General features: G+C 28.8%; 28 protein-coding genes. 7 read left to right on the forward strand and 21 right to left on the reverse strand.

Going from position 1 to position 25,535, the window contains the following annotated elements:
- From rpoZ to KPL38_RS04585, 9 genes are all read right to left on the reverse strand, one after another.
- The gene (gene rpoZ, locus KPL38_RS04545) at positions 1-219 is read right to left on the reverse strand and encodes a DNA-directed RNA polymerase subunit omega (RefSeq protein WP_216287609.1); all 219 of its coding nucleotides are present in this window, start codon (positions 217-219) and stop codon (positions 1-3) included.
- On the reverse strand, positions 212-823 hold the full coding sequence (gene gmk / locus KPL38_RS04550) for a guanylate kinase (RefSeq protein WP_216287611.1): 612 nt from the start codon (positions 821-823) through the stop codon (positions 212-214). The genes rpoZ and gmk overlap by 8 nt, the downstream gene beginning before the upstream one ends.
- The gene (gene remA, locus KPL38_RS04555; protein WP_216287617.1) at positions 823-1,095 is read right to left on the reverse strand and encodes an extracellular matrix/biofilm regulator RemA; all 273 of its coding nucleotides are present in this window, start codon (positions 1,093-1,095) and stop codon (positions 823-825) included. The genes gmk and remA overlap by 1 nt, the downstream gene beginning before the upstream one ends.
- Positions 1,096-1,109: 14 nt before the next feature.
- Positions 1,110-1,988 (reverse strand): YicC/YloC family endoribonuclease, encoded by an 879-nt coding sequence (locus KPL38_RS04560; RefSeq protein ID WP_216287618.1) that lies wholly within the window; start codon positions 1,986-1,988, stop codon positions 1,110-1,112.
- A gap of 382 nt (positions 1,989-2,370) precedes the next feature.
- Positions 2,371-3,525, reverse strand: coding sequence for an aminotransferase class I/II-fold pyridoxal phosphate-dependent enzyme (locus KPL38_RS04565; protein WP_216287619.1), 1,155 nt, complete (start codon positions 3,523-3,525; stop codon positions 2,371-2,373).
- 183 nt (positions 3,526-3,708) lie between these two features.
- Positions 3,709-5,130, reverse strand: a complete 1,422-nt coding sequence (locus KPL38_RS04570) for an NCS2 family permease (protein WP_216287625.1) — start codon at positions 5,128-5,130, stop codon at positions 3,709-3,711.
- A 125-nt stretch (positions 5,131-5,255) separates the two neighbouring features.
- Positions 5,256-6,254, reverse strand: coding sequence for an asparaginase (locus tag KPL38_RS04575; protein ID WP_216287627.1), 999 nt, complete (start codon positions 6,252-6,254; stop codon positions 5,256-5,258).
- Positions 6,255-6,568: 314 nt separating this feature from the next.
- Positions 6,569-6,769, reverse strand: a complete 201-nt coding sequence (locus tag KPL38_RS04580) for a hypothetical protein (RefSeq protein ID WP_216287629.1) — start codon at positions 6,767-6,769, stop codon at positions 6,569-6,571.
- Between the two features lie 232 nt (positions 6,770-7,001).
- Positions 7,002-7,145, reverse strand: coding sequence for a hypothetical protein (locus KPL38_RS04585; RefSeq protein WP_216287631.1), 144 nt, complete (start codon positions 7,143-7,145; stop codon positions 7,002-7,004).
- Positions 7,146-7,331: 186 nt separating this feature from the next.
- Between KPL38_RS04585 and KPL38_RS04590 the strand changes: the two genes are divergently transcribed.
- From KPL38_RS04590 to KPL38_RS04600, 3 genes are all read left to right on the forward strand, one after another.
- Positions 7,332-7,517, forward strand: a complete 186-nt coding sequence (locus tag KPL38_RS04590) for a hypothetical protein (RefSeq protein WP_216287634.1) — start codon at positions 7,332-7,334, stop codon at positions 7,515-7,517.
- A gap of 179 nt (positions 7,518-7,696) precedes the next feature.
- Positions 7,697-8,242: a glutathione peroxidase gene (locus KPL38_RS04595; RefSeq protein ID WP_216287636.1), complete on the forward strand. Its 546-nt coding sequence runs from the start codon at positions 7,697-7,699 to the stop codon at positions 8,240-8,242.
- Positions 8,243-8,263: 21 nt separating this feature from the next.
- A complete protein-coding gene (locus KPL38_RS04600) occupies positions 8,264-8,710 on the forward strand; it encodes a MarR family winged helix-turn-helix transcriptional regulator (RefSeq protein WP_216287638.1) in 447 nt (148 codons plus the stop codon).
- Between the two features lie 58 nt (positions 8,711-8,768).
- Here the strand turns inward: KPL38_RS04600 and KPL38_RS04605 are convergent, their stop codons facing one another.
- Genes KPL38_RS04605 through KPL38_RS04615 form a run of 3 tightly spaced genes read right to left on the reverse strand, consistent with a single transcriptional unit; the run spans position 8,769 to position 11,470 of the window.
- Positions 8,769-9,185: a putative ABC transporter permease gene (locus tag KPL38_RS04605; protein WP_216287646.1), complete on the reverse strand. Its 417-nt coding sequence runs from the start codon at positions 9,183-9,185 to the stop codon at positions 8,769-8,771.
- Between the two features lie 51 nt (positions 9,186-9,236).
- Positions 9,237-10,514, reverse strand: a complete 1,278-nt coding sequence (locus KPL38_RS04610) for an FAD-dependent oxidoreductase (protein ID WP_216287648.1) — start codon at positions 10,512-10,514, stop codon at positions 9,237-9,239.
- The gene (locus KPL38_RS04615; protein WP_312884148.1) at positions 10,511-11,470 is read right to left on the reverse strand and encodes a sulfide/dihydroorotate dehydrogenase-like FAD/NAD-binding protein; all 960 of its coding nucleotides are present in this window, start codon (positions 11,468-11,470) and stop codon (positions 10,511-10,513) included. The genes KPL38_RS04610 and KPL38_RS04615 overlap by 4 nt, the downstream gene beginning before the upstream one ends.
- A gap of 152 nt (positions 11,471-11,622) precedes the next feature.
- On the opposite strand from KPL38_RS04615, the gene KPL38_RS04620 reads away from it, so the two are divergent.
- Complete coding sequence (locus KPL38_RS04620; protein WP_216287650.1) at positions 11,623-12,282, forward strand: phosphatase PAP2 family protein; 660 nt, start codon at positions 11,623-11,625, stop codon at positions 12,280-12,282.
- Positions 12,283-12,331: 49 nt separating this feature from the next.
- Here KPL38_RS04620 and KPL38_RS04625 read toward each other — a convergent pair whose 3' ends face one another.
- Both KPL38_RS04625 and KPL38_RS04630 read right to left on the reverse strand, forming a co-directional pair.
- Positions 12,332-14,683: an ATP-dependent Clp protease ATP-binding subunit gene (locus KPL38_RS04625; RefSeq protein WP_216287651.1), complete on the reverse strand. Its 2,352-nt coding sequence runs from the start codon at positions 14,681-14,683 to the stop codon at positions 12,332-12,334.
- Positions 14,684-14,895: 212 nt separating this feature from the next.
- Entirely contained in the window at positions 14,896-15,048 is a 153-nt protein-coding gene (locus KPL38_RS04630; protein WP_216287652.1) for a hypothetical protein, read from the reverse strand.
- A gap of 202 nt (positions 15,049-15,250) precedes the next feature.
- Here KPL38_RS04630 and KPL38_RS04635 point away from each other — a divergent pair, with 202 nt between their 5' ends.
- Complete coding sequence (locus KPL38_RS04635; protein WP_216287653.1) at positions 15,251-16,849, forward strand: recombinase family protein; 1,599 nt, start codon at positions 15,251-15,253, stop codon at positions 16,847-16,849.
- Between the two features lie 238 nt (positions 16,850-17,087).
- Here KPL38_RS04635 and KPL38_RS04640 read toward each other — a convergent pair whose 3' ends face one another.
- On the reverse strand, positions 17,088-18,215 hold the full coding sequence (locus KPL38_RS04640; RefSeq protein WP_216287654.1) for a D-alanyl-D-alanine carboxypeptidase family protein: 1,128 nt from the start codon (positions 18,213-18,215) through the stop codon (positions 17,088-17,090).
- Between the two features lie 140 nt (positions 18,216-18,355).
- On the opposite strand from KPL38_RS04640, the gene KPL38_RS04645 reads away from it, so the two are divergent.
- Positions 18,356-18,928: a DUF2953 domain-containing protein gene (locus KPL38_RS04645; protein ID WP_216287655.1), complete on the forward strand. Its 573-nt coding sequence runs from the start codon at positions 18,356-18,358 to the stop codon at positions 18,926-18,928.
- Positions 18,921-19,343, forward strand: a complete 423-nt coding sequence (gene ytfJ, locus KPL38_RS04650; RefSeq protein ID WP_216287657.1) for a GerW family sporulation protein — start codon at positions 18,921-18,923, stop codon at positions 19,341-19,343. Before KPL38_RS04645 ends, ytfJ begins: the two co-directional genes overlap by 8 nt.
- 108 nt (positions 19,344-19,451) lie before the next feature.
- Here ytfJ and scpB read toward each other — a convergent pair whose 3' ends face one another.
- The 6 genes from scpB to KPL38_RS04680 form a co-directional block, all read right to left on the reverse strand.
- On the reverse strand, positions 19,452-20,051 hold the full coding sequence (gene scpB, locus KPL38_RS04655; RefSeq protein ID WP_216287659.1) for an SMC-Scp complex subunit ScpB: 600 nt from the start codon (positions 20,049-20,051) through the stop codon (positions 19,452-19,454).
- A 1-nt stretch (position 20,052) separates the two neighbouring features.
- A complete protein-coding gene (locus KPL38_RS04660; RefSeq protein ID WP_216287660.1) occupies positions 20,053-20,793 on the reverse strand; it encodes a segregation/condensation protein A in 741 nt (246 codons plus the stop codon).
- A 199-nt stretch (positions 20,794-20,992) separates the two neighbouring features.
- Positions 20,993-22,174, reverse strand: coding sequence for a D-alanyl-D-alanine carboxypeptidase family protein (locus KPL38_RS04665; protein WP_216287662.1), 1,182 nt, complete (start codon positions 22,172-22,174; stop codon positions 20,993-20,995).
- Positions 22,175-22,460: 286 nt separating this feature from the next.
- Entirely contained in the window at positions 22,461-23,339 is an 879-nt protein-coding gene (locus KPL38_RS04670) for a tyrosine recombinase (RefSeq protein ID WP_216287663.1), read from the reverse strand.
- A gap of 269 nt (positions 23,340-23,608) precedes the next feature.
- Positions 23,609-24,259, reverse strand: a complete 651-nt coding sequence (gene spoIIM, locus KPL38_RS04675; protein ID WP_216287664.1) for a stage II sporulation protein M — start codon at positions 24,257-24,259, stop codon at positions 23,609-23,611.
- Between the two features lie 407 nt (positions 24,260-24,666).
- Positions 24,667-24,963 carry a hypothetical protein gene (locus tag KPL38_RS04680; protein ID WP_216287665.1) on the reverse strand — a complete coding sequence of 99 codons (297 nt, stop codon included), beginning with the start codon at positions 24,961-24,963 and terminating at the stop codon, positions 24,667-24,669.
- Positions 24,964-25,535 lie beyond the last annotated feature (572 nt).

The raw sequence follows: 25,535 nt of genomic DNA on the forward strand, positions 1-25,535 counted from the left end.
TTATTTTATTCCTTCTTGAGTAGTTGTAGCAACTATAGCTCCTTCATATATTTCATGTATAGCTATAGTAACCGGTTTTGTAGAATCCACATGTACAAGTGGGCTTTGACCCTCTATTATTTGTCTTGCTCTTTTTGATGTTGCTACAACCAATGAGTACCTATTATCAACCTTTTTTAATAAATCTACTATTGATGGACATATCATTTCATTATTCATTACTAATTTCCTCCTTTAGAAAATCTCCATTCATTCTATCTGCTCTACATCTTTCTGCAATTATAATGCTTTGAATTTTATCACAAGCATTATCTACAGTATCATTTACAACTGCATAATCATATTTTGATACAAAACTAATTTCTTTATGTGCAGCTTTAAATCTAGTCAGTAGTGACTCTGGTGTTTCACTACCTCTATTTGTAATTCTATTTCTTAATTCTTCCATAGATGGTGGAAGAATAAAAATAAACAAACCACTTGGATATGACATTTTTACGTTAAGAGCACCTTGGATATCTATTTCAAGTATTACATCTCGACCACTATCTAATACTTTTAAGACTTCTGGTTTAGGTGTACCATAATAGTTTCCATAAACCTGTGCATATTCAAGGAAATCTTTTGTTTTTATTTTTTCCAAAAAATCATCTTTTGTTATAAAATAATAGTTAATTCCGTCTATTTCAGCATTTCTCGGACTTCTAGTAGTTGCAGAGACCGAAATCCAAAAATCGTTTTTTTCAAGAAGTGCCTTGATAACAGTCCCTTTACCAGCACCAGAAGGCCCTGAAATAACAATCAGCTGTCCTTTGCTTTTCATTATTCCTCAACCTCGTCTAAACGATCTTCATCTTTAACAGATAATCTATGGGCAACAGTTTCAGGTTGAACAGCTGATAAAATTACATGATCACTATCAGTAATAATAACTGCTCTTGTTCTTCTGCCATAAGTAGCATCAATTAGCATACCTCTGTCTCTTGCCTCCTGAATTATTCTTTTAATAGGAGCTGATTCAGGGCTGACTATAGCTACCAATCTATTTGCTGAAACAATGTTTCCAAAACCTATGTTTATCAACTTTATACTCATCATTTGCCTCCAATTTATTCTATGTTTTGTATTTGTTCTCTAATTTTTTCTATTTCACTCTTCATATTTATAACAGTATTTAAAATTTTAAGATCATTTGCTTTTGATGCAATAGTATTAGTTTCTCTATTCATTTCTTGAATAATAAAATCAAGTTTTCGTCCAATAGGTTCATTTAATACTAAAGTTTCCTTCATTTGCTCTATATGACTATCTAATCTTACAATTTCTTCATCAATTCCAACTTTATCAGCAAAAATTGCAATTTCCATAGCAACTCTGCCTTCATCAAATTCAACTTCTTTATGTAGTATAATTAGCCTTTGGTTTAATTTTGCCTTGTATTCAGTGACAACGAGAGGTGCTCTTTCTTTAACTTTGTCAACTAATTTAGAAATAAGATCACATTTATGCATTACATCTTCTATTAATTTTTTACCTTCTCTTTCTCTCATAAAAATAAGAGCTTCAAGCGCCTTCATTAAGGATAACTCTATTAAATCAAAAGTTTCTGAAACATCTTCTTCCTTTTGCTTAAGAGTTATTACCTCAGGCAACCTAGCAATAGCTCCAACTGATATATCGTCAACTAAATTATATTTATTTTTTAATGTCTGAAAGCAGTTTATATAGCTCTCAACTAATTGTTCATTTAAATATGCTGCAACATCTTCCTTATCATAATTGCCTTGAGTTACAAAAACATCAAGCTTTCCTCTTTTAACTTTTTCACCAATTATTTTTCTGATTTTGTCTTCAAAAGATATTAATACTCTAGGCATTCTTATATTAGTTTCAAAATATCTATGATTAACACTTTTAATTTCAATTGTAAAACTTTTTCCATCCTTTTCAGAGGTTCCTCTCCCAAATCCAGTCATACTCCTAATCATAAAAACGCATCCTTCCAATATCTATTGTAAATTATTGGTAGCCACGAATGGACTACTATATAAGTTTAAAACTAAAACTATAAGTTTTCAAGAATAATGTACAATTATTATGTTCAATAGTTAAATCATCTCCTGGGCCGCTCTGCAGCTCTGAAAAAGATGCATTAACGACTTTGAAATAATGTTATACTTCCACTGGAGTTTTCTCTTTATAGTATATATCCTCCTTGCATGTCTCTAGTGGGATAATAATTAATAATTATTATCCCCCCCTTATAGAAGTATGAGACTTTTCTTTTAAAATGCCGTTAACTTTAATCCAAATAATTAATACTTATAATAAAATATTTCCTATATAGTTTATATTATACCAATAATAATACTAATCGCCACATTTTTTTAAAGATTTTAAAGCTTCTTCAAGAATAAGCTTATCTTTAGTCAATGCTATACGGAAATAATCATATCCAAGTTTTCCAAAAACATTTCCAGGAGTAACCACAATACCATGATTAATTAATAATTCTTCACAAAACTCACTTGTAGTATAGTTTTTAGGTGTTTTGCACCACAAATAAAAAGTAGCCTCAGCGTCAAAAAATTTTATATTTTTTTGCATAAGAATACCTTTAGCAACCTCTCGCCTTTCATCATATGTTTTTCTTAAATTATAAACATAATTACGTTCTAAATTAAGAGCAACAATTGCAGCCTTTTGGATTGGAATAAACTGTCCAGAATCACAATTACTTTTTACTTTTAAAAGAGCATTTATTACTTTAGCATTTCCTACAGCATATCCTATTCTATATCCTGTCATATTGTAAGTTTTAGATAAAGTACCAAACTCAATGCATCGTCTTTTTACATCATATTGCATAAGGCTAATAGTTTTTTTATCCACCTTAATTATTTCATTATATGCCGAATCATTACATAAAACAATATTATTATCATAAGAAAACTTTATAATACGATTATAAAACTCTTTAGTTGCCACAGCACCTGTTGGGTTATTGGGATAATTTATAAACATAAGCTTACATTTGTTAACAATTTTTTCAGGGATATCGTCAAGCTTAGGCATATATCCATTATTTTGCGTTAACGCAATAGTATAAGGAACACAACCCCAAAGCTTTGAACAAATGCTATAAACAGGGTATGCAGGTTCAGGTACTATTACACAATCGCCAATATCACATACAGCAGGAATAACATTGCTTATACCTTCTTTTGACCCTATAAGAATTATTACTTCATCCATATTTAATCCTACAGAATAAACTTGATCATAGTACTTGATAACTGCCCTTTTTAGTTCAATTATTCCATCATACGGAGCATAGTTATTATATCTATCTCCTTTTAATGCTTCTATCAATTCATCTGTTATTTTTGAATTTACTTCTAAGTCTGGATCTCCTATACTTAAATCAATAACTTTTTTTCCTGAAAAGATAGCTTTATTTTTTACGTCATCAATACTTTTAAAATGATATTCATTAATATTAGATAGTCTATTATTTATTTTCACAATATCACCCTTTTTATAACTTTTATACTATGTTATTCAGAAAAGCTAACTTTGTTACACTACATCTAATATTAAAAACAGAGTGCATATAAAATAGGATTTGAAACTTCTATTTTATATGCACTCTGTTATATTCTTATACTATTTCATTATTAAGTAAAGCATCAATAAACTATTTACTTCTTAAGGTAATACTATAAATCTAATAATGAATAATGCTGCTAAAACATATACTATAGGACTTACTTCCTTTTGCCTTCCTGTTGCTATTTTTACTATTGGATAGAAAATAATTCCTGCCGCTATTCCATTTGCTATACTATAACTAAAAGGCATTATTGCTATTGTAAAAAATGCTGGAAGTGCTTCTGTAAAATCTTCAAAATCTATTTTAGTCACTGAGCTCATCATAAGTACCCCCACTATTACAAGTGCTGGAGCTGTTGCCTGCGCAGGGACTATCCCCACAAGTCCACTAAAAAATAATGAACAAAGAAATAGCACACCTACTGTAGCTGATGTAAGCCCTGTTCTTCCACCTTCTGCAACTCCCGCTGTAGATTCAACATATGTAACAACTGTACTTGTTCCCATAATTGCTCCCGCAGTAGTTGCTAATGCATCAGACATCAATGCCTTGTTCATATTTTTGACTTTTCCATTCTCATCAAGCATTTTAGCTTTGGTTGCTGTTCCAACGAGTGTTCCTATAGTGTCGAATAAATCTACTAAACTAAAGGTTATTACAACCATTACTACACTTAGTATTGCAGCAAATACACTTTTCCCAGCATTTGCACCCAAAAGGCCTGGAAAATCGAACTGCATAAATGTCGGTGCAAGAGATGGAGGTGCACTAAACACATGAACTCCTGCAAGTTTAGTAATTCCAAAAGGGATTCCTACTATTGAGCTAATAACAATTCCAATTAGAATAGAACCCTTTACTTTTCTAGCCATAAGTATTGCCGTAACAGTTATACCTATTAAGGTTACTATTGCCCCTGGAGTCGTAAGTGTACCAAATGTTACTAAAGTTTCTTTACTTCCTATAATAATTCCACCACTTTTAAGACCTATAAGTGCTATAAACAGACCAATGCCACCAGAAATAGCAAGTTTTAAATTTTGTGGCAATGCATCCACTATTTTTTCTCTTATTGAAGTAAGTGTTATAATTATAAATAAAATTCCAGAAATAAGAACTGCTGCTAATGCTTGTTGCCACGTATATCCGAGTGTTAAACATACACTATAAGTAAAAAATGCGTTTAAGCCCATTCCCGGTGCCTGTGCAAATGGCAAATTAGCGTAGAACGCCATTACAAATGTACCTACTGCCGCTGCAATACATGTAGCTGCAAAAACAGCTGCTACAACTGGATCATTTAAAGCAGTGAAAGCTGCTGCACCGTCTCCCTTAATCCCCGGTAAATTCATACCCGCAAATTTAAGGATGTTAGGATTTACAAATATAATATATGCCATTGTTATAAATGTAGTTATACCTGCAAGTATTTCTGTTTTAACTGTTGTTTTATTTTCTCTTAATTTAAACATTTTCTCAAAGATTGAATCTTTTTCAGTGTTTTGTGTTGATTTCATATTTACCCCCAATTATGTATTTATTATAGCTTAAAACATATAGTAATTATTTTTTTTAATACAAACATAATATCAAAAATAGGATTATGCGTCAATACCATTACGAATATTTAAGACAAATTAGCTTATGAAATTCGGGTTTTATATCGTCCGCATTCGAATATATATTTAATTTTTTCCATGTTTCTTGTACTCGCAAGTACTAACATAAGTTTAATTCTAGCCTTTTGACCTGGCAAACTATCTCCAAATATAACGCCAGCATTTCTAAGTTCTTTCCCACCACCTGGGTAACCATAAGAATTTAGTACCCTTCCTCTAAAGCATCTGGATACCATAACTACTGCAACACCATGATTTATAGCAGCTTTTACTCCCTTTACCATTTCAGGTGGAATATTGCCTCTTCCCATAGCTTCAATAACAAGCCCTCTAGCACCTTCCTTAACGCAAAAGTCAATTAATTTTGAATTCATACCAGCGCAAGCTTTTATTAAATCTACTCTAGTTTCTATACTATCTGTTATTATATGACCCCTTTTTAAATTGTCCCTATAAAATATTGCTTCATTATTGTCAATAATCCCAATAGGACCGAACTCTGGGCTCTGAAAAGTATTTAAGTGCATTGAATGTGATTTAGTAACCTCACCAGCACAATTAAGCTCATCGTTAAAACACACAAGTACACCCCTATTGCATGCTTCTTCTGAAATAGCAGTACAAATAGAAGCTGATAGATTTGCTGGACCGTCATAACCAAGTTCTGAACTGTTTCTCATTGACCCTGTAACAATAACTGGCTTTGGATTATCAATAGTTAGATCTAGTAAATATGCAGTTTCTTCAAGTGAATCCGTACCATGAGTTACTACAACGCCACATATATCATCGCGTAGTAAAATGTTTTGTACATATTTAGATAAATCCATCATTAGTTCAGGTGTCACATGAGGTCCCGGAAGATTTGAAAATGTATATGACTCTATTTCCGCATAATTTTCAATACCTGTAACCATTGACATTATTTCTTCTCCACTTAGTGTTGGAACAGCGGCCCTCATTCTTGGATCAACTGTCATAGAAATTGTACCTCCATTAAAAATGACTGCAACTTTTTTCACTCTTATATCCTCCTAAAACTTAGCATTAAGGCTAAATAATCTCTTGTACCTGTTTTTTAAAGTTAAATAATTTCACTTTAAAATATATGTAAGCGAAACCATAATACATTAGTTTCTAATATACAAACAAATTACATTTTAACATATAATTTTAACAATTATATATATTAATAAAATTTTAAACATGGCAATAAATGAAGAATAATGCATACTCATTTTTATAAGTATACATTATTCCCATTATTGTTAATAATAATATTTATTATTCTAATATACCATATCTAATTCAGCATTATAGAACTATGCTTGTAATATTATTTGCTTTTTAAATACTCAAACAAATTTTTTTCTATTTCATCTGCAGCATTATCATCTAAATTTATATACTGTCTTTGGCCATCTAATGCCTTTACTTCTATTTTTCCTATTTCCTGACCAGTAACTTTATCAATATCACGTTCAAACTTCATTATCTTATAACCTTCTTTTATAAAATACTCACCTTGATTTACCATCAAATCGCCTCCTTTTCTATTAATAGAAGTATATTTAGAATTTGTTTTATCTTTTTCTTTTTTTTACATCTTTTTGCTTATCGCTAGGATTTGTTCTTTTGGTCCCAATATTAATTTCTTGACTATTAACTTCACTTTTTTTACCCTTTTGCATATTATTGCTCCTTCTTTGAATAGTGATTTCATGGACTTCATTTGCTTTTGACTTTATCGCAGAAACTGAATTTATTGTTTAATCAAGAGTTTCTCCGTTAAAGTTTTCATATAATGGTTGTGATTTCTTATCCCCTTCACTTTTTTTAGGTTTACTTTTATTGTCACGTTTAACATTAATATTGCTATTTTTACTACCTCCGAGATGTTGATGATCAGGCATCTTTAAAACTCCCTTCAAATTTTATTATTTAAATATACAATGTTATTTTCTCTACATGTACTTAGTATTATACATATCATTTTAATTTATAATTTATTTATAAGTGGAATATTAATTTACATATAAATAATATATATAATAATAACTAATAATAATAAATAATAAGTAATTAATGAGGTGAATTAAATGAATGATGAGTTAAAAAAAATAATACATTCTGAAATAAATGAACCACTTAATAAGATTGTTGATATTTTTACTCCAAAACGAAAAAAAGCCAATTATAAACTAATGGCTTTCTGGATTATAATTGGAATACTGGCTATGTTACTTCTTTACTACACTTATAAAATGTTATGCCAATACTATTAACTTATTTTTTGTATAATAATAAAAATATAACTACGATAAAAGAAATAAATGCTTGACATTTTTTTGTATCCATGATAAGTTATATTTTAATTAGGTTGTTTAAAATTTAGTTGTGTTCAACTTGATTTTAGTTATAAAAACAATATCTACTAAAAAAACTAGAGGAGGCTTATTAAATTATGAATATTTACGATTTTAAATTTAAAACTATCGATGGAGAAGACGCATCCCTTAATCAATTCAGAGACAAGGTGGTATTAATTGTTAATACTGCAAGTAAATGTGGCTTTACACCTCAATATAAAGATTTGCAAAAACTATATGAAAAATATAATACTAAAGGATTCGAAATAGTTGGTTTTCCATCTAATCAATTTGCAGAACAAGAACCTGCAAATAACGAAGACGTTAAAAACTTTTGTGAAATTAATTTTGGTGTAACATTTCCGCTTTCTGAAAAAGTTGACGTTAGAGGTAATGATGCAGATCCCTTATTTAAATACCTAACAAATCAGTCATCATTTAAGGGCTTTGATATAAATAACCCAAGTGGTAAAATGTTATCTGCGTTTATACAAGAAAAATTTCCAGAATATTTATTAGGTAATTCTATTAAATGGAATTTCACTAAATTCTTGATAGACAAAGAAGGAAATGTTGTAAATAGATATGAATCACCAATAGAACCAATGGAGATTGAAGAAGCCATCAAGAATCTACTTTAAAATTAAAGGAAGTGCTTAGGAGTGAATGATGAAAGTCTTAAATTAGAAAACCAGTTGTGTTTTGCTCTATATGCTTGTTCCCGTGAAATAACAAAATTGTATAAACCATTTTTAAATAAATTGGGCATAACCTATACTCAATATATTTCTCTATTGGTTTTATGGGAAAAGGATAATATTACAGTAAAGGAAATGGGTATAAAATTACACCTTGATTCTGGAACCTTAACTCCTTTACTAAAAAAATTAGAATGTATTAATCTTGTAAAAAGAATTAGGGATACTGTTGATGAACGCAATGTTTATGTTAAATTAACACCGCAGGGCTTTAAATTAAAAAATATGGCTATTGAAATACCAAGTAAAATTCTTTGTTCTACAGGACTTTCGCTTCAAAGTGCGAAGATATTAAAAACTAGTATTGATTCCCTATTATTAAACATATCACCTGAGTATAAACTCAAATAAAACTTGGTGTAGTAATATTACTACGCCAAGCTTTTTATAATATCCAACCTAACTTAATCTACATTTTTTTAAAACTATTCTCAATTTTCACTATAACATCATGTATTTTTTCAAACATAATCCCATAAGCAATCCATACTGGTGCATAATTCAATGTAATTATGCCACATATTGAGAATGCATTATTAGCATAATTCCAAGGACACTCACCTATTACCAACCTAAGCAGTAGTCCGCAAATTAATTCTACTGCAAATATAAGAACCATATATATGCCTCCCCTCACTATAAGCGGAAGATGTTTTATCATATCATGCACAGGCTCGAGAAATATCGCAAGCCCATATATGGGAAACATCCAAATACAGGTAGTACCCCTAAGTAATACATCCCCCCGAAGCATTGCTCCAAAACCATTCCACAAGACCTCTGCTAAGAGGCCAACAAGTCCATATATAATATATCTTTTCCACATAAGAGTATTGTGTGTATTATATTGTAAATATATACTGCTAATTTTATTACTTTATATAAGTTTTTCATTAAATATATCAGTTAAATTTAATTTCGCAACTTTTTTCTTAATCTCATCTATATTTAATGTATAAAGTCCAAGTTTCTGCATTCTCTTAAAATATTCTGCGCCTGCAAATGTATATCTATTTCTTCTTCCTTCTTTAGATTGCATTTTTTCATTTGCATAAGCTATTATATCTCCAGCAGCTAAAGCTCGCGGTAATATCAAAAGAGGCATTCCTAGATAGCTTCTTATTGCATTGTGTCCAGCTAAAGCACCTGTTATCATAGCCTCTGTATGCCCTACAAATAATCCAGATTTTTCTCCTGCACAAAACAAGTTATCAAGTCCTATAACCTTCATGCTATTTGTTCTTGGAGCTACAGAAAGATACCTTATAGAGTTTCCCTTTCCCCCTGCTATTGGATCTATATATTTTGCGTTTTCTAAACCTTTAATTTTTCTTAACTTATCCAAAGGATAATATGAAGTCATAAGTTTTGCATCACCTGTATCTAGCAAAATCATATTTTCAGCATACTCTTTTAGTGCGTATTGTTGGCATACCTTTACTTTAAGCTTATCCAAATTTACATCTTCCTCTGGGACTTTTAAAACAACCACCCCCATCTCATCCAATTGCTTTATAATACTTGCACCTAAAGATTCTTTTGCTATTTTACAAGAACCACTAAATGCCCCATATACATCTTCCTCCCTCTCTCCTTTTAAGTCTTCAACCCCAGCTCTGTAACTTATGCTTACTCTCGGCCCAAAAGCTGGGCATCTCAATACACACATAGAACAACCATTGCCATATTTTAAACAGTTACCCATTGGTCCTGTTGAACCTGTCGTTTCTATAAATATATCTGCTTCTACATACTTGCCATCTGACAAATATATTCCTTTGATTTTATTACCTTCTTTTTCAACATCTACTATTCTTGTTATCATTCTCAATTCTATATCCATGCTCTTCAAGCATTTTACAACTGCTGGTTCAATTTTGTTTACATCATAGAACCAGGCATGTTTATGCGCAGGGAAATCAACATTTTTATGCCTACTATTTGCATCAGTCACATGTATTAAATCACCTGCCCCTAGTGCAATCAATTCTTCTGCTGCAGTGTACCTTCCATTGTTTCGCATTATTCCGCCTGCATTGCCGAGTCCTAAAAGCATATCTGTTTTTTCGTATACTACAACCTCAGCTCCTGCCTTTTTTGCAGTAATTGCTGCCATGCAACCAGACCATCCACCGCCAATTATGATAACCTTCAAAATATTCTCCTCCCTTCCAATACATATTTAGGTTCAGTCTGCATCTTGCAGAGTCTCCTTAATTTAAGATCGTTATTTATTCTTGTACAACATCCACATACCCCTTCTCCACAACACATTTTGGCATTATTACAACAAGAATAATTAATGTTTTTGTCTATTTTTTCTACTGCCTTCATTAATTCATAATTTAAAACATCAGCAGCATCACAATGAACTAAATCAATATCACTATTACTAGTTAAATCATTTATAATAGCATTAAATTCAGATGTTATTCTTCCATCCTCAATAGTATTGCATTGTATAACCTTTGCTGCATATTTCTTTAGATATTCATTAATAAAACTGCTTTTATAAGGTGAATTATCAAGCACAACTATAATCTCATTATTATTTGAATGTAAATGCTTAATTACTGGTATCATTGGTGCCTGACCTATACCCCTTGCTACAATCAAACATTTACTATTTATAAGTTTATATATGTTTTTAAGTCCTAATGTTCCGTTCCAAAATGGCCCTTTTACAAGCAATTCGTCACCTACTTTTAACACATCTAATGCTTTGGTTTTGGCCCCTTTTAATTCTATAGCAATAGTTAATGTATTATTTTTCGTATCTGTATCCATTATTGATATTGGCGTATCAAACCTTGTTTCTGTATCTGGTCTTCGCACAAAAATATAGCTACCTACATGTACCAATTCACTTACTAATTTATCACTTGCGCCAACAACTAGTGTAATTACATTTTGCTCAATTTTGTTCTTTTCTAATATCTTGCAATTGTAATATTTTCTGCTTTCTTTAGCTTTGTAATTATTAGAAGCGTATTCTTGATATATGCATACCCCATTAAAATTACAGCAATCGCAAAAATCTTTACCTGCAAGTTGTGAACATAATATGCAATCTCCTGTTTCTGCCAGATGGCAAGGACATGGTTGAGACACTAATATGCGATTTTGAGCATGCAAATATACAATATGTATAGATGTTGTTAAATATTTATATTAATTACACAATAATCAATAGATTATTTTAAAAAAACATTGTATCTATTGTGATTTTCCGTTAAAATAGTTCTTAAGAAAGGACTGATGACATGAAAAAGCTTTTTAGAAATCTATTGCCTCTAGTTCTTATTGGTTGTATTCCTTTTTCCAATTTATTTTATTGGAAGCTAAATAACACTCAGAGAGGCATTTATAATATTAGTACTAGTTTAGACAGATTTTTACCACTTATAAAGATATTTATAATTCCTTATATGTCTTTATGGTTTTTCTTAGCCTTTTGTTTTGTTTACCTATGCTTCAAAAACAAAAAGGTTTACTACGAAACTATGATCACTCTTTGCCTTTGTTACGTTGTTGCTTTTATTACTTATTACTTTTTTCAAACCACGGTTCCAAGACCTATGGTTACAGGAAATGATGTATTTACAAAGTTAATTTTATTTACTTACCATTCTGACGAACCATTTAATTGTTTCCCGAGTATACATGTAATAACTTCATACCTAGCAGTAAAAGGTATAAATTCAACTACTGCGAGGAAAACAGTTAAAATTCCAGTTAATGTTATAGGATTTTTAATTATTATATCGACAGAGTTTGTAAAACAACACGTAATAATGGATATTTTGTTTGCACTGCTTATATGTAATGTTATTTATTATACTGTTATTTTCGTTGAACAGCAGTATGTTGTTTATAGCCTAAAAAAGACTTATGCTGTTAATAAACAAAACATAGAAGAATAATATAAAGTACAAAAGCTACTGAATAATCTTCAGTAGCTTTTGTACTTTTTCATACTATAACTATTTTATTATTTTTTAATTTTATAGATATATCTGATCCTTCCTTAAATTCATTTTGAAGATAGTGTTCTGCAATTTCATCTTCAATATATTTTTGAATAGTTCGTCTAAGTGGCCTTGCTCCATATTTATCATCATATCCCTTTTCTAATATAAAGTCAGCTACAGCTTTAGAAACATGCAATGTAATTTTCTTTTCTTTTACCTCTTCCACTACTTCCATAATCATTAAATCTACTATTTTTCGTAGTTCTTCTTTTTCTAGAGGTGTGAATACAATAATTTCATCTACTCTATTTATAAATTCAGGTTTAAATGTTTCTTTTAGTGCATCCTTTACATGTGCCTCTAATACATCATAATCACCTTGTACAAAACCAATACCACTTGCTTTAAACTTAGTCCCTGCATTAGATGTCATGATAATTACAGTATTATCAAAGAAAACAGTTCTACCTTGACTATCAGTTAATATTCCATCTTCAAGAATTTGAAGTAACATGTTAAATACATCTGGATGAGCCTTCTCTATTTCATCCAGCAGAATTACCGAATATGGCTTTCTTCTTACTTTTTCAGTTAATTGGCCTCCTTGATCATATCCTACATAACCTGGAGGTGCCCCAATTAATTTTGAAACTGTATGCTTTTCCATGTACTCAGACATATCTATACGAATTAGTGCTTCTTCTCTTCCAAAAAGCTCACAAGAAAGTGCTTTGACAAGCTCTGTTTTTCCAACTCCAGTTGGCCCAACAAAAATAAAAGAAGATGGTTTTTTCTTTTTTCTAAATCCTGAACGATTCCGCCTTATTGCTCTAGACAAACTCTTAATAGCCTCATCTTGACCTATAACTCGTTTATGCAATCTACTTTCCAAATTCAATAACTTCTTTGCTTCTTTTTCTGTAATTTTCTGAATTGGAATTTTAGTCCATGCCTCAATTACGTAAGCAATATCCTCTACAGTAATTTCAACCTCACTACATTTTTTTTGTGTCTTAATGATATCTTCTTTAACTTTGCATAACTTAGTCCTATATTCAGCAGCTTTCTCAAAATTTCCAGTTTCTTCAGCTTCATCCTTTTCATTTTGAATTCTTGCTGACTCTTCTTTTAAACCTACAAGTTCCACTAACCCTTTATTTTTTAAATTAGCTCTAGATCCAGCTTCATCAATTACATCTATTGCTTTATCTGGCAAAAATCTGTCTGTTATATATCTTTCAGATAAATTTACAACTTCCTCAATTACCTCATCAGATATCTTAACTTTATGATAATCCTCATAATAACCTCGTATTCCTTTTAAAATTTCTATTGTCTCTGCTATACTGGGCTCTTCAACTAAAACTGGCTGAAATCTCCTCTCAAGGGCAGCATCTTTTTCTATATATTTTCTATACTCATCAAGCGTTGTTACACCAATAACTTGTATTTCCCCTTTAGCCAAAGCAGGTTTTAAAATATTGGCAGCATTCATAGCTCCACCCTGAACTTCACCAGCTCCCATAATATTGTGTACCTCATCAATAACTAATATTATATTTCCGCTTTCCTTAGCCTCTTCAATAATTGACTTCATACGACTTTCAAATTGCCCTCTAAATTGAGTACCCGCAACCACAGCAGTTAAATCAAGTAGATAAACTTCAGCATTAAATAATTTTTCTGGTACTTGCTTTTCTACAATTCTTACAGCAAGACCTTCTGCAATAGCTGTTTTACCAACACCAGCCTCTCCTATTAGTATTGGGTTATTTTTACCTCGTCTATTTAATATCTGTACAACACGATCAATTTCTTTATATCTTCCAATAACTTTGTCAACGCCATTTCGGCTTGCTTTATCTGTTAAATTTATCCCATATGTATCTAAGTGCTTTCTCTTCTTTTTAAACCAGTTCTTTTTTGACTTATCCTCAGGGGTTTCTTTTATCTTTGAAAATATTTCAGCATCCTTCTCAGGCAAATCGTTATCTTTATCATCAGTTGAAAATAACCCATTAAAAATATTACCAATAATATTTTTTCCATCACTATTTTCTGTATTTGTATCTTTATCTTTATCTGAACCTGTTATATTTAATTCCTCAAGATTCATATCTTCTAAATTCATATCTTCTAAATTCATGCCTTTAAACATATTACCCATTTGTTCATTTAGGCTTTCAATATCTTCTGATGATAGTCCAGCTTGCTGCATTAATTGATCCATAACTGGAATTCCCCTCTTTTTAGCACACTCTATACATAATCCTATAGTTTCAGTTTTCCCATTTTCAATTTTTGATGTTAATATCATAGCTATATTTTTTTTGCATATTTCGCATAACTTCATATAAATCATCTCCATATTTTGTGTTGTATTGAATATTATAATAGTATATCATTTTTTAATAAGATTTGTTCCAATATATTCAGATTGTTTATTATTCATTATTGAAATATATTTTCTTATTATCTTTAAACTTTCTCTTTTCTATTTTATTCTATTCTAGTACATTTATTCCTTTTATATAATAGTACTACTTTTGTAACATTTAAAAAACTTTAGTTAACCATTAATTTTTCAATTAATTGGTTTATTTCCTGTAATGTAAGCTTTGATGCTATTATTCTTGCAACCTTCCTTGAATATTCTTCATTCAAAAGTTCTGCTTCTTTTTCATTTAAATTTGAAAGAATTATGGTATTAACCTTCATTTGCGCTCCTCCAAATCAGCTATTATCTTATAGTATGTAGTTCTAACCTTACTGTTACAAAAAATATATATAACCAAATATATTTGCTTTATACATTTTCGTAATATTACTTTTTTTAAATACATATGTTTATTTTGTAGAGATATTATAGTCTATCTATAGTTTTATTATATCTCTCAACAATTAATAAGGAGTAGATAAATTGAAAACTGCTGCTGTATACTCCAGAAAATCAAAATTCACTGGAAAAGGTGAATCGATAATTAATCAGATTGAATTATGTAAACGTGAAGGCAGTCATTTAGGCATTGAAACTTTTATAATATATGAAGACGAAGGTTTTTCTGGTAAAAACATTAAGAGACCTCAATTTCAAAAAATGCTACTTGATGCAAGTGTAAAAAAGTTTGACGTACTAATCTGTTACAGATTAGATAGAATTAGTAGAAATATTTCTGATTTCACCACGTTAATTAACGAATTAGATAGTTTACACATAAGTTTCATAAGTGTAAATGAACAGTTTGATACATCCACACCAATGGGTCGCGCGATGATGTATATTGCTTCGGTTTTTGCTCAACTTGAGCGAGAAACTATTGGTGAACGAGTTCGTGACAATATGTTAGAACTTGCAAAAAGTGGGAGATGGCTAGGGGGACAAACACCACTTGGTTATGAAAGTAAAAAGCTGCCCTATTTAGATGCACAGTTCAAAGAAAAAACCATGTTCACATTATCACAGGTAAAAAAAGAACTAGATGTGGTAAAAATTATCTACAACAAATATTTAAAATTTAAATCTATCAATCAGGTTTTTATTTTTATTTTTCAAAAAAATATTAAAACAAAGAATGGGGTCGATTTCAATAAGAAAAGGATTCAACTCATATTAAGAAATCCTTTATATGTTAGAGCAAATGAGGCTGTTATGAATCATCTTAAAACTATTGGCATGAATGTATGTGGAACACCTGATGATAAACATGGCATATTAACTTATAATAAAAGTAAAGGAGCTAGAATTAGACGTAATATAACAGAATGGATTGCTGCAGTCTCAACCCATGAAGGGATTATAGATGCATCCTCTTGGCTTAAGGTTCAAAAAATACTGAACATTAATAAAACTAAAGCTCCAAGGCTTGGTACCTCGGCAGCAGCATTACTTACTGGAACTCTAAAATGCTCTAAATGTGGTAAAAGTATGATTGTTAAACATGGTCATATTAGTGCAAAAACCAATAAGAAAATTCAATACTATGTTTGTAGTACCAAAGATTATTCTAAAGGTTTGCGATGTAATAATCCTAACATACGAGTAGATGAACTTGAAAAAAAAGTTATAGACAATTTAAAAAATATTACTATAAACAAAAATATCTTATTACAAGAATTAATAAAAATCAAATGTGAAACAAATAAAAATAGCTTAATGTTATCTGAAATAAACGATTTGCCAGAACAAATTATTGTAAAGCAATCCCAAATAGATGTTTTAGTAACTCAGTTATCTTTAGACAACGAAATATCAAAATATATAACACCTCAAATTTTCAAGTTGGGAACTGAACTAGAAAACCTAAATATTAAATATGAAACATTAAAAACAACTTTATGCGAATATAAAGTTAGTAATTCAAACATAGATAAGTTTTTATATTCCTTTAATAATTTTTCATCAATAGTAGATCTTTTAGATTTTAATGACAAACGTTTGTTAATTAATAGCATTGTAGACAATATATACTGGGATGGTATAAAAGGCATAATAAAAATAAATTTATTATCATTAAAATAAAACACTAAACTGCATATCGCAGTTTAGTGTACCTAGGACAAAATTCACTTCCGACATCAATACAATCGTATGGTTCATAACTCATCAACCTAACCTCCTAAAGTACTATACTATTAAAATATTTTAAAATATAAATATTGTTACAATAAAACTATAATACTTTTCAATTTTTTTGATTTTTAGCTGTTTTAAACACAAGAAAAATATATTTAACTAAACAAATAACAATACTCTTTCTCTAGTATTTAACAATCAAGTTTTTAATTTTTTCAAAATTTATCTTAAAATTATTTTTCTTATACACAGCTTGTTTAGACACAAGAGCTTCTGTAAATAAGAGTTTATTATCTGCATATATGTCTGCCCTTCCTATATTTTCTCCGCATCGTACGGGAGCTGAAGCCTCATATAAAGGTTTTTTAATTTTGACTTCGATTTTTTGATTGTTTTTTACTGGAACTATTATATCTCTTTTACTTATCATTTCAACTTTACTAACTCCGTTTTTTATATTAAAACTTCCTAATACATTACCTTTGCCTATTATCTTATTATATTTATAATTTTTATCAACATAGTTATTGATTTTTTCAGTTTCCTTCCACCTAGGGGTACAGTTTAACGTAACTATAATAACGTCTCTACCATGTATTTTAACAGAAGTCACTAAACATTTACCTGCCTTTCCAGTGAATCCTGTTTTCACGCCTGTAGAATTTGGTAGAAGATATAAGATTTTATTTATGTTATGATAACTTCTACTAAAGTTATTTTCAGTAGCACTAATATCTTTAGAACCTACTATATCATTGAAAAATTTAATTTCTTTTGCTTTTGCAGTAATTAAGGCTAAATCATATGCTGTAGAATAGTGTTTGCTACTATCTAATCCATGAGGCGATTCAAAATGGCTATTTAGCAATCCAACCTCTAGTGCATATTCATTCATAAGCTTTAAAAACTCATCAACACTTCCACTTATACCTTCTGCAATTGCAATTGCAGCATCATTCCCAGACCTTAACAAAAGTCCATATAATAACTCTCTTAAAGTTATCACTTCTCCCTCTTTTAATCCTATTTCTGATCCACGTATAGTTGCAGCTTTTTTTGAAATAGTTATCTTTTTATTTAGATCTCCGCTTTTAATTGCCACAAGTGCCGTAATTATTTTTGTAGTACTCGCAATCTCAATTGGGGTATATGCATTTTTTTGGTATAATACAAGTTTTGTATCGCAATCTAATGCTATAGCACTAACTGCATTAACATATAAATCATCAGCATACACATTTTGTACGAAAGATGTAAATAACAAAACCATACTTAGAAATAATGATAAATACACTTTAAATTTTTTTGTCATGATTTCACCTCTTTAAAATTTTATTGTTTTTTGATTTAACCCTCTTATCATCTTAAAATAACAAATATTATATATACTTGTTGATATTTTTATAAATACTTGGGTATACTACCAAATATTAGATAGATTTGGAGGTTAAGATGTTTAAATATATAATCATGTTTCTTTTAGCTTTAATAATTTTATTATTTCCAATCCCTATAAAAATAACTCTCAAATACTTAAACAAAGTTTTGGAAATTTACTTATATAATAAAAAGTTAAAGTTAAAAAAGGTTTCAAAAATTGATTCAAAAAAAAATTCAGAATCTAATCCTCCCAAAAAAATTCTACAATCTTTAAATTTTTATGATATAAAATTAATCATTTATAAAATTAAGAATTTAAAATTTAAACCGACAATCTTTTTAAATACTAAAGTAGAATATGGATTTGATGATGCTGCATTTGTAGCAATTTTATTCGGCTTAATCCATTCAATTTATGGTCTCTTATATGATCTATTAATAAAATTTGTAAAAGTTAAAAATATAGATTTTAAAGTTATTCCACATTTTAAAGAGAATAATCTTAATATGGAAATTTCATGTATAATTTATATAAATTTAGCAAAAGTTGTTAATATATCATTTGTAATTTTTCTTTGCCTTATAAAAATAAAGCATAACAAAGTCAATATTAAAAAGTATAAAGGAGGAAGTATACATGGATAATCATCCAATAGAAAATTTAATGAAAAGCACTATGGAAAGCATAAAAGATATGATAGATGTTAATACCATTGTAGGTGATCCTGTAAAATCAATAGATGGTACTACAATTATTCCTATTTCAAAAGTATGTTTTGGTTTCGCATCCGGTGGTAGTGAATTTAATAGTGTAACCCCTTCTGACTCAAATAATAACTATCCCTTTGGTGGTGGTTCTGGGGCTGGAGTTACTGTAAAACCTGTTGCATTTTTAGTTGTAAAAAATGATTCAATAAGAGTATTATCTGTAGATTCGCAAAACTCATATGATAGAATTATTGATACTGTTCCACAAATTTTTGATATTGTTAAAGGGATGTTTAAAGATAAATGTGATAAAGATGCACCACCTAATAATGATGAAAAATGTGATGACTAGTTTTTATAAAAAGCTTCTTGTAAATAAACAGTAATACATTAAACCCACCATAATTTTTTATGGTGGGTTTAATGTATTATAGAATATATGAGTTATCTTTAAAATTGCTTAATTAGTTTGCTTAACATCTACATCCGATTTAAATTTATTTTTATTAAAATCTTCAAAAGAAGGCATTTCATTTAAATTTTGAAAATCAAAATGTTTAAGAAATTCACTCGTAGTTACATAAATAATTGGCCTTCCTGGAACACTTTTTCGCCCATTTTCTTCGATTAAACTTTTTTCAGATAAAGTATATATTGCCCTATCACTTTTAACACCTCTTATTTCTTCTACTTCCACTCGTGTTATTGGTTGTTTATATGCTATTATAGCTAATGTTTCAAGTGAAGCTTGAGACAACGATCTCCTAGTATTTGTCTTCAATAGTTGTTGAACAAATTCACTATTACAAGGTTTTGTAACAAATTGGTATTCATCATTTGTTACAATAATTCTAATTCCCCTACTCTCTTCCTCATATATTTCTTGTAATTCGCCTATTACTTTTTTTGTAAATGCAATGTTGCACTGCAAAATGCTTGCAATTTCAGTTAGTTTTAATGATTCGCCAGCAACAAACAACAAGGATTCAATAATAGAAAAATATCTTTCTTTTGTTGAAACTGGTTCAATTTGTAATTGCTTACTATTAATTTCATTCATATCAGTTTACCCTTTCTAAATATATATCTTTAAAATTGCTTTCTTGAATTACTCTTACACCTCTTATTTTAATTAGTTCAAGTATTGCTAAAAAAGTTACAATTATTTCTATTTTTGATGTATATCCTTTAATTAATTTTGTAAAATGAACTTTACCAAAAGAATCCAACCTTTGTTTTAATTCAAACATTTTATCTTCTATCTTAAATTCATCTAATAATATTTTTTTATCAATAACATTATTAATATTCATTTTATTTATGTACTCTTGTCTTAAATTGTTAAATATATTATATAAATCATTTATTGTAATGTTACTAAGAAAATCTATTTCTTCTATATTCTCATCATCTTTTTCAATTATTTCAGGTTTTTTGCTGATCATTATACCTGCATCCTGCTCTAATTCCTTTAAATTTTCAGCTATGGCTTTATATTTTCTATATTCTATTAACTTATTAAGTAATTCCTTTTCTACATCATTTTCTTCATCCTCGCTTTTTTCCTCTTTTGGTTTAGGCAACAAATATTTAGATTTAATTTCAATTAAAGTAGCAGCTATAACTATAAATTCCGATGTTACCTCTAAATCCATTTCTTTCATGTTTTTAAGATATTCTAAATACTGATCTGTGATTTCTACAATATTAATATCATAAATATTCATTTCATTTTTTTTTATAAGATGTAATAATAAATCAAATGGTCCCTCAAAATTAGTTACTTTTATACTTAATGACATGTACAATCTCCTCTAAACAATTAATTATCAAGATTTCTTTATATATCTTATTTTAAGTATAATGCATCTTGAAAAAAATAACTAGTAACTATTTAGGCTACCTTATAATATACAGAATATTTGAAATACATGTCCAATTACTATAAAAAAATAGCCTCTAAGCAAATAATTTTTGCAAAGAAGCTATAGCTTTAAGATATTATACCGCTTTATCAAATAATTCTAAAAAGTTATCTTTAAAATTATCCCATACCCTAGATTTTTTTATATTTCTATCACTATAAACATTAATTTTACCACATAATTTATTATCATTATATATTTCACAAAATCCAATAACTTGATCTTTTTTATATTCTTTTAAATTTTGCTTGATAACAAATTTTTTAGTTATATTATTTTTCTTTCCTCTTTCAATAGTTATAAGAAAATCCTTTTGTGCTTTAGCTATAAGATATTTGTCCCCATTTTTATTTAAGCCAATTTTTTCTAATTCTTGATCTTTTAATACTACTTTTTTAGTTTCAAATTTAGAAAATCCATAATTCATTAACATGCTAGCATCATTATTTCTTATTTTATAAGTTGGCGAACCCATAACTATTGCGAGCATCCTTACATTGTTTTGTTTTGCAGTAGCTGATATACAATATTTTGCTTCATTTGTAAACCCAGTTTTAAGTCCATCACAGCCTTTAAAAAATCTAACAAGTTTATTATGATTTACAAGCCCAATTGGAGCCTTTCTCCCCTCTGAAATAGTTTCCATATATGTTGATGAATATTTTAATATTTTAGAATGTTTCAATAATTCTCTTGACATAATTGAGATATCATATGCTGATGAATAATGTCCCTCAGCAGGTAGCCCTGTACAATTTTTAAAATTAGTATCCTTCATATTAAGACTTTTCGCTTTTTGATTCATCATATTTACAAAACCACTTTCGCTGCCTCCTAAATATTCTGCCATTGCTACTGCAGCATCATTTCCTGATGCAATTGCAATTCCTTTTAGAATTTCTTCAACTGTTCTAACTTCACCAGTATCAAGTATCATACTGCTTCCACCCATCTTTTTAGAATTTTCACTCACGGTTATTTTGTCTTGCAATTTTATTTTGCCTGAATCTATGTCCTCCATTGCTAATAACATAGTCATTATTTTAGTTACCGATGCAGGTGAAAATCTTTCATGAGCATTTTTTTCATATATTATTTTGCCACTAGATGGTTCCATTAGTAGTGCTGATTTTGCATCAACTACAATTCCTTTATTATCTTTAGTCTCTACTTCAGCTTTAGCTGTCACCCCAAGAAGTTGTGTGGTAAAAATTAATGATAAAATCAAACATAATACATTTTTAAAATTTATTTTCATATAAATCCTCCTCGTTTTCCTTTCAACTAGATAACATTACGTTATTGTCATCTGCTTTATATCAAATTTCTAACATTATTTTTACCAATATACATTGATATTATCACTATTTTTTTATATTAAATAAAAAAATTTAACTATTGATAAATTGCAAATAAAAACCCACTTTCATTAATAATGAAAGTGGGTTTTATTTTTTTAAATATTAAACATGTTTAACATGCTTTTACACTTTTATCTTTTGATAAAGATAAAGCTATATCGAATCTCTCTTTGTTTCCAAGAATTAAGCTCTAGGATGAGTATTCTTATAGATTTCTGATATTTTGCTTTTTTTAACTATAGAAGAATAAATCTGAGTGGTAGACATACTATTGTGACCTAATAATTGTTGTACTGAAGACATTCCAGCACCGTTTTGCAATAAATGTACAGCAAAAGAATGTCTTATTGTATAGGAATTTATTGTTTTTTGTATATTAGTCATTTTAGCATATTCTTTGATAATTTTCCAAAATCCCTGCCTTGTCATCTTAGCACTTTTTATATTTAAAAAAAGCAAACTTAAATTATTTACATTTATATTTGATCTAATTTTTAAGTATAGCGATAAACATCTAACTGCATGAGATCCTATAGGAATCACTCTTTCATTCTTTTTACCATTATTACATCTTATGTATAACATTTCTAAATTTATATCATAAATTGTTAAATTTAAAAGTTCTGATATCTTTATCCCAGTGGCATACATTAATTCAAGCATTGCTTTATCTCTACAGCCTTTATCAGTTGACTCATCAGGTTCATTTAGTAACTTGTCTATCTCTTCTATTGATAGAATCTGAGGTATATTACGTTTGATTTTTGGTATTGAGAAATAAGCCGTAGGGTCATTTTGCACAAAATCATTTTTAATAAGGTATTTATAATAATTTCTAACAGAAACTATACTCCTTGCCACTGAACTATTTGCGCACCCATCTTTTTTAAGCTGCTCTACGTAAGCCCTAATTGTTATAGAATCAATAAGCTCTAAACTTTCATTTCTAGATTTCGTGAATTTAATAAATCTTTTTACATCTCTTGTGTATGCATCGATAGTATTTTTAGTTAGCTTATTACTAGATAAATTTCTTATATATTTTGTTAATAATTCATTCATGATTTTTCTCCCACATTATAGGAAATATTAATATTTATAGATACGTTATATTTTAAAGAACAAATAAAATACAAGGATGTAATTGTAAAACAATTTATAGTTATTATCAACTAAATTGTAAACTAGAATACTGTTCTTGTAAATTCTTGTATTGCTAATTAAATTTTGCAATAAATAATCTACAGCTTTTGGCATTAAAATACCAATCACCAGTAAAATAATAAAACATTTTATTGTAACAATTACAAAATTCCATAAATCCTTGTGCTTCATTTGGTTACGCTTCCCATACTATTAATAAGATTTTTAACAAAATATGGTGCGATATACGATTCTATTATAATCCCTATAAACAATAAAACTATTATTATAATAAATAATACACTATAATTCACTATTCTACCAGATATACTACTTGTCCATTGCTTACTAAACTTGTTTTTAAGCAACATTATAGAAAATTCCATTGAAGCTACAGATGCAAAAACAATACATGGTATATATATTATATTTTGTGGAAGTACGCCTAATATTGCAATACCAATACCACTTTTTCCTAACCCACTTATCATAAAGCTAAATGTAAATCCAACAGTAAATCCTTTTAGTAAATCTACAATTATAACTATCGGCATACCAATTATTGTTAAACCTAAAAACCAAAGAAAAACAATCACAGGTAAATTATTCTTAACAGACTGTAAAAATATAGCTTTATAACTTATACCCTTTGTATTTGAAGGATCAACAAAATTTGCCAAGTAATTTAGCAAATCATTTCTCTCTGACTGACCCATGTATTTAACACTATAAATTCCTAAAATTATACCTGTAAGTACACAAAGAATGCTTATAATATATAGCCAAAAGTTCTCTTGTATATGCTTGTTTATATTGCTTATTAACGTATTAGATGACATAACTCTTTCCCCCTTTGTTTATCACTTTATTTCTTATTAACTACTCATAATTTGTTATACAAATCACTTGCAATATATATACTAAGTTTTACATTATATAAAGATGTTATAACTTAATTTATACTTATGATAACAAAGAAGATTATATGCATATTTGCTTTATCATTAATACCCATATAGCTTTTCATAAACCACAATTACCTTTAAAAACAATATGACCCATATCATCAAAAAATAACATAATTGCTCTTTTCTTTATATTGTAAATTAATAATCTTTACAGCAATACACATTCTTTTGTATAAAGATTTTCACATAATAATAGACCCCTCTATTATTGGCTTACTATATCCAATAATGGAAAGGTCTATTGTTTGAGAATTAAATGCATCAATTTCTGGGTATTTTTATCTTTTATCTTTGGCACCTATCTTTTTGGTGTCCTCTATCTTTTTGGTGTTCTCTATCTTTTTGGTATTTTCTAGTTTTTTGTCTTGTTTATGTTCTTCCATTATCTCTAAAGAAGATATATGCATAGAACCTATTATTGTATTATTATCAAACTGTATAAACTTATTAGTAAAAGTTTTAATTGTATTTCCAACAGGCAATTTTGTATCTGAATAACATTTCTCTAATATTTCTTCTGGACTTTCTTCTACCATATATTCTTTTCCACTATCCATTATAATTTTTGTCTCCATATCTAATCACCCCATAAGGTATACATTCTACATTCAATAGGTAAATCCCTTTAAATATTACATGTTTTGTGTTATAATGTAATTGAGGTGATTTAATATCATAGCAAAAGCAACAGACAAAATATCAACTGCAAAATTAACTAATAAGCTTAAAGTTTCTTCAAATAGAACAATATTTAATTCTTATGAAGACTATCTTACTAACTATAAGATTAATAATTACAAGTAAGATGTAGGTTAATTAAATAACCACTCTCATTGCTTATATTAAGTTTATATATGGATATCCATTACATCTTAAGATGTAGTGGCACAAAAAAAGCTGTATTCTCATTAAAGAATACAGCTTTTTTATATTCTAAATTAGTTTATACCCATTAAGATTAACCATATATTTTTCATTATTCATCTGTAAACTCAAATCATATCAATTTTAAAAAGCTACAAATTTATATCTATATTATGATTAAGCCACAAAAAGCTATATTTTCTCCGGTAGGAGTTAAGCTATTTCAAATTTTAGGCTATGCCTCTTGAAAATATTGTAAATTAATATGAAAATTTCAATAAAA

Origin of the sequence: Clostridium psychrophilum (genome assembly GCF_018861705.1) — a bacterium.
GTDB lineage: Bacteria > Bacillota > Clostridia > Clostridiales > Clostridiaceae > Clostridium_AD > Clostridium_AD psychrophilum.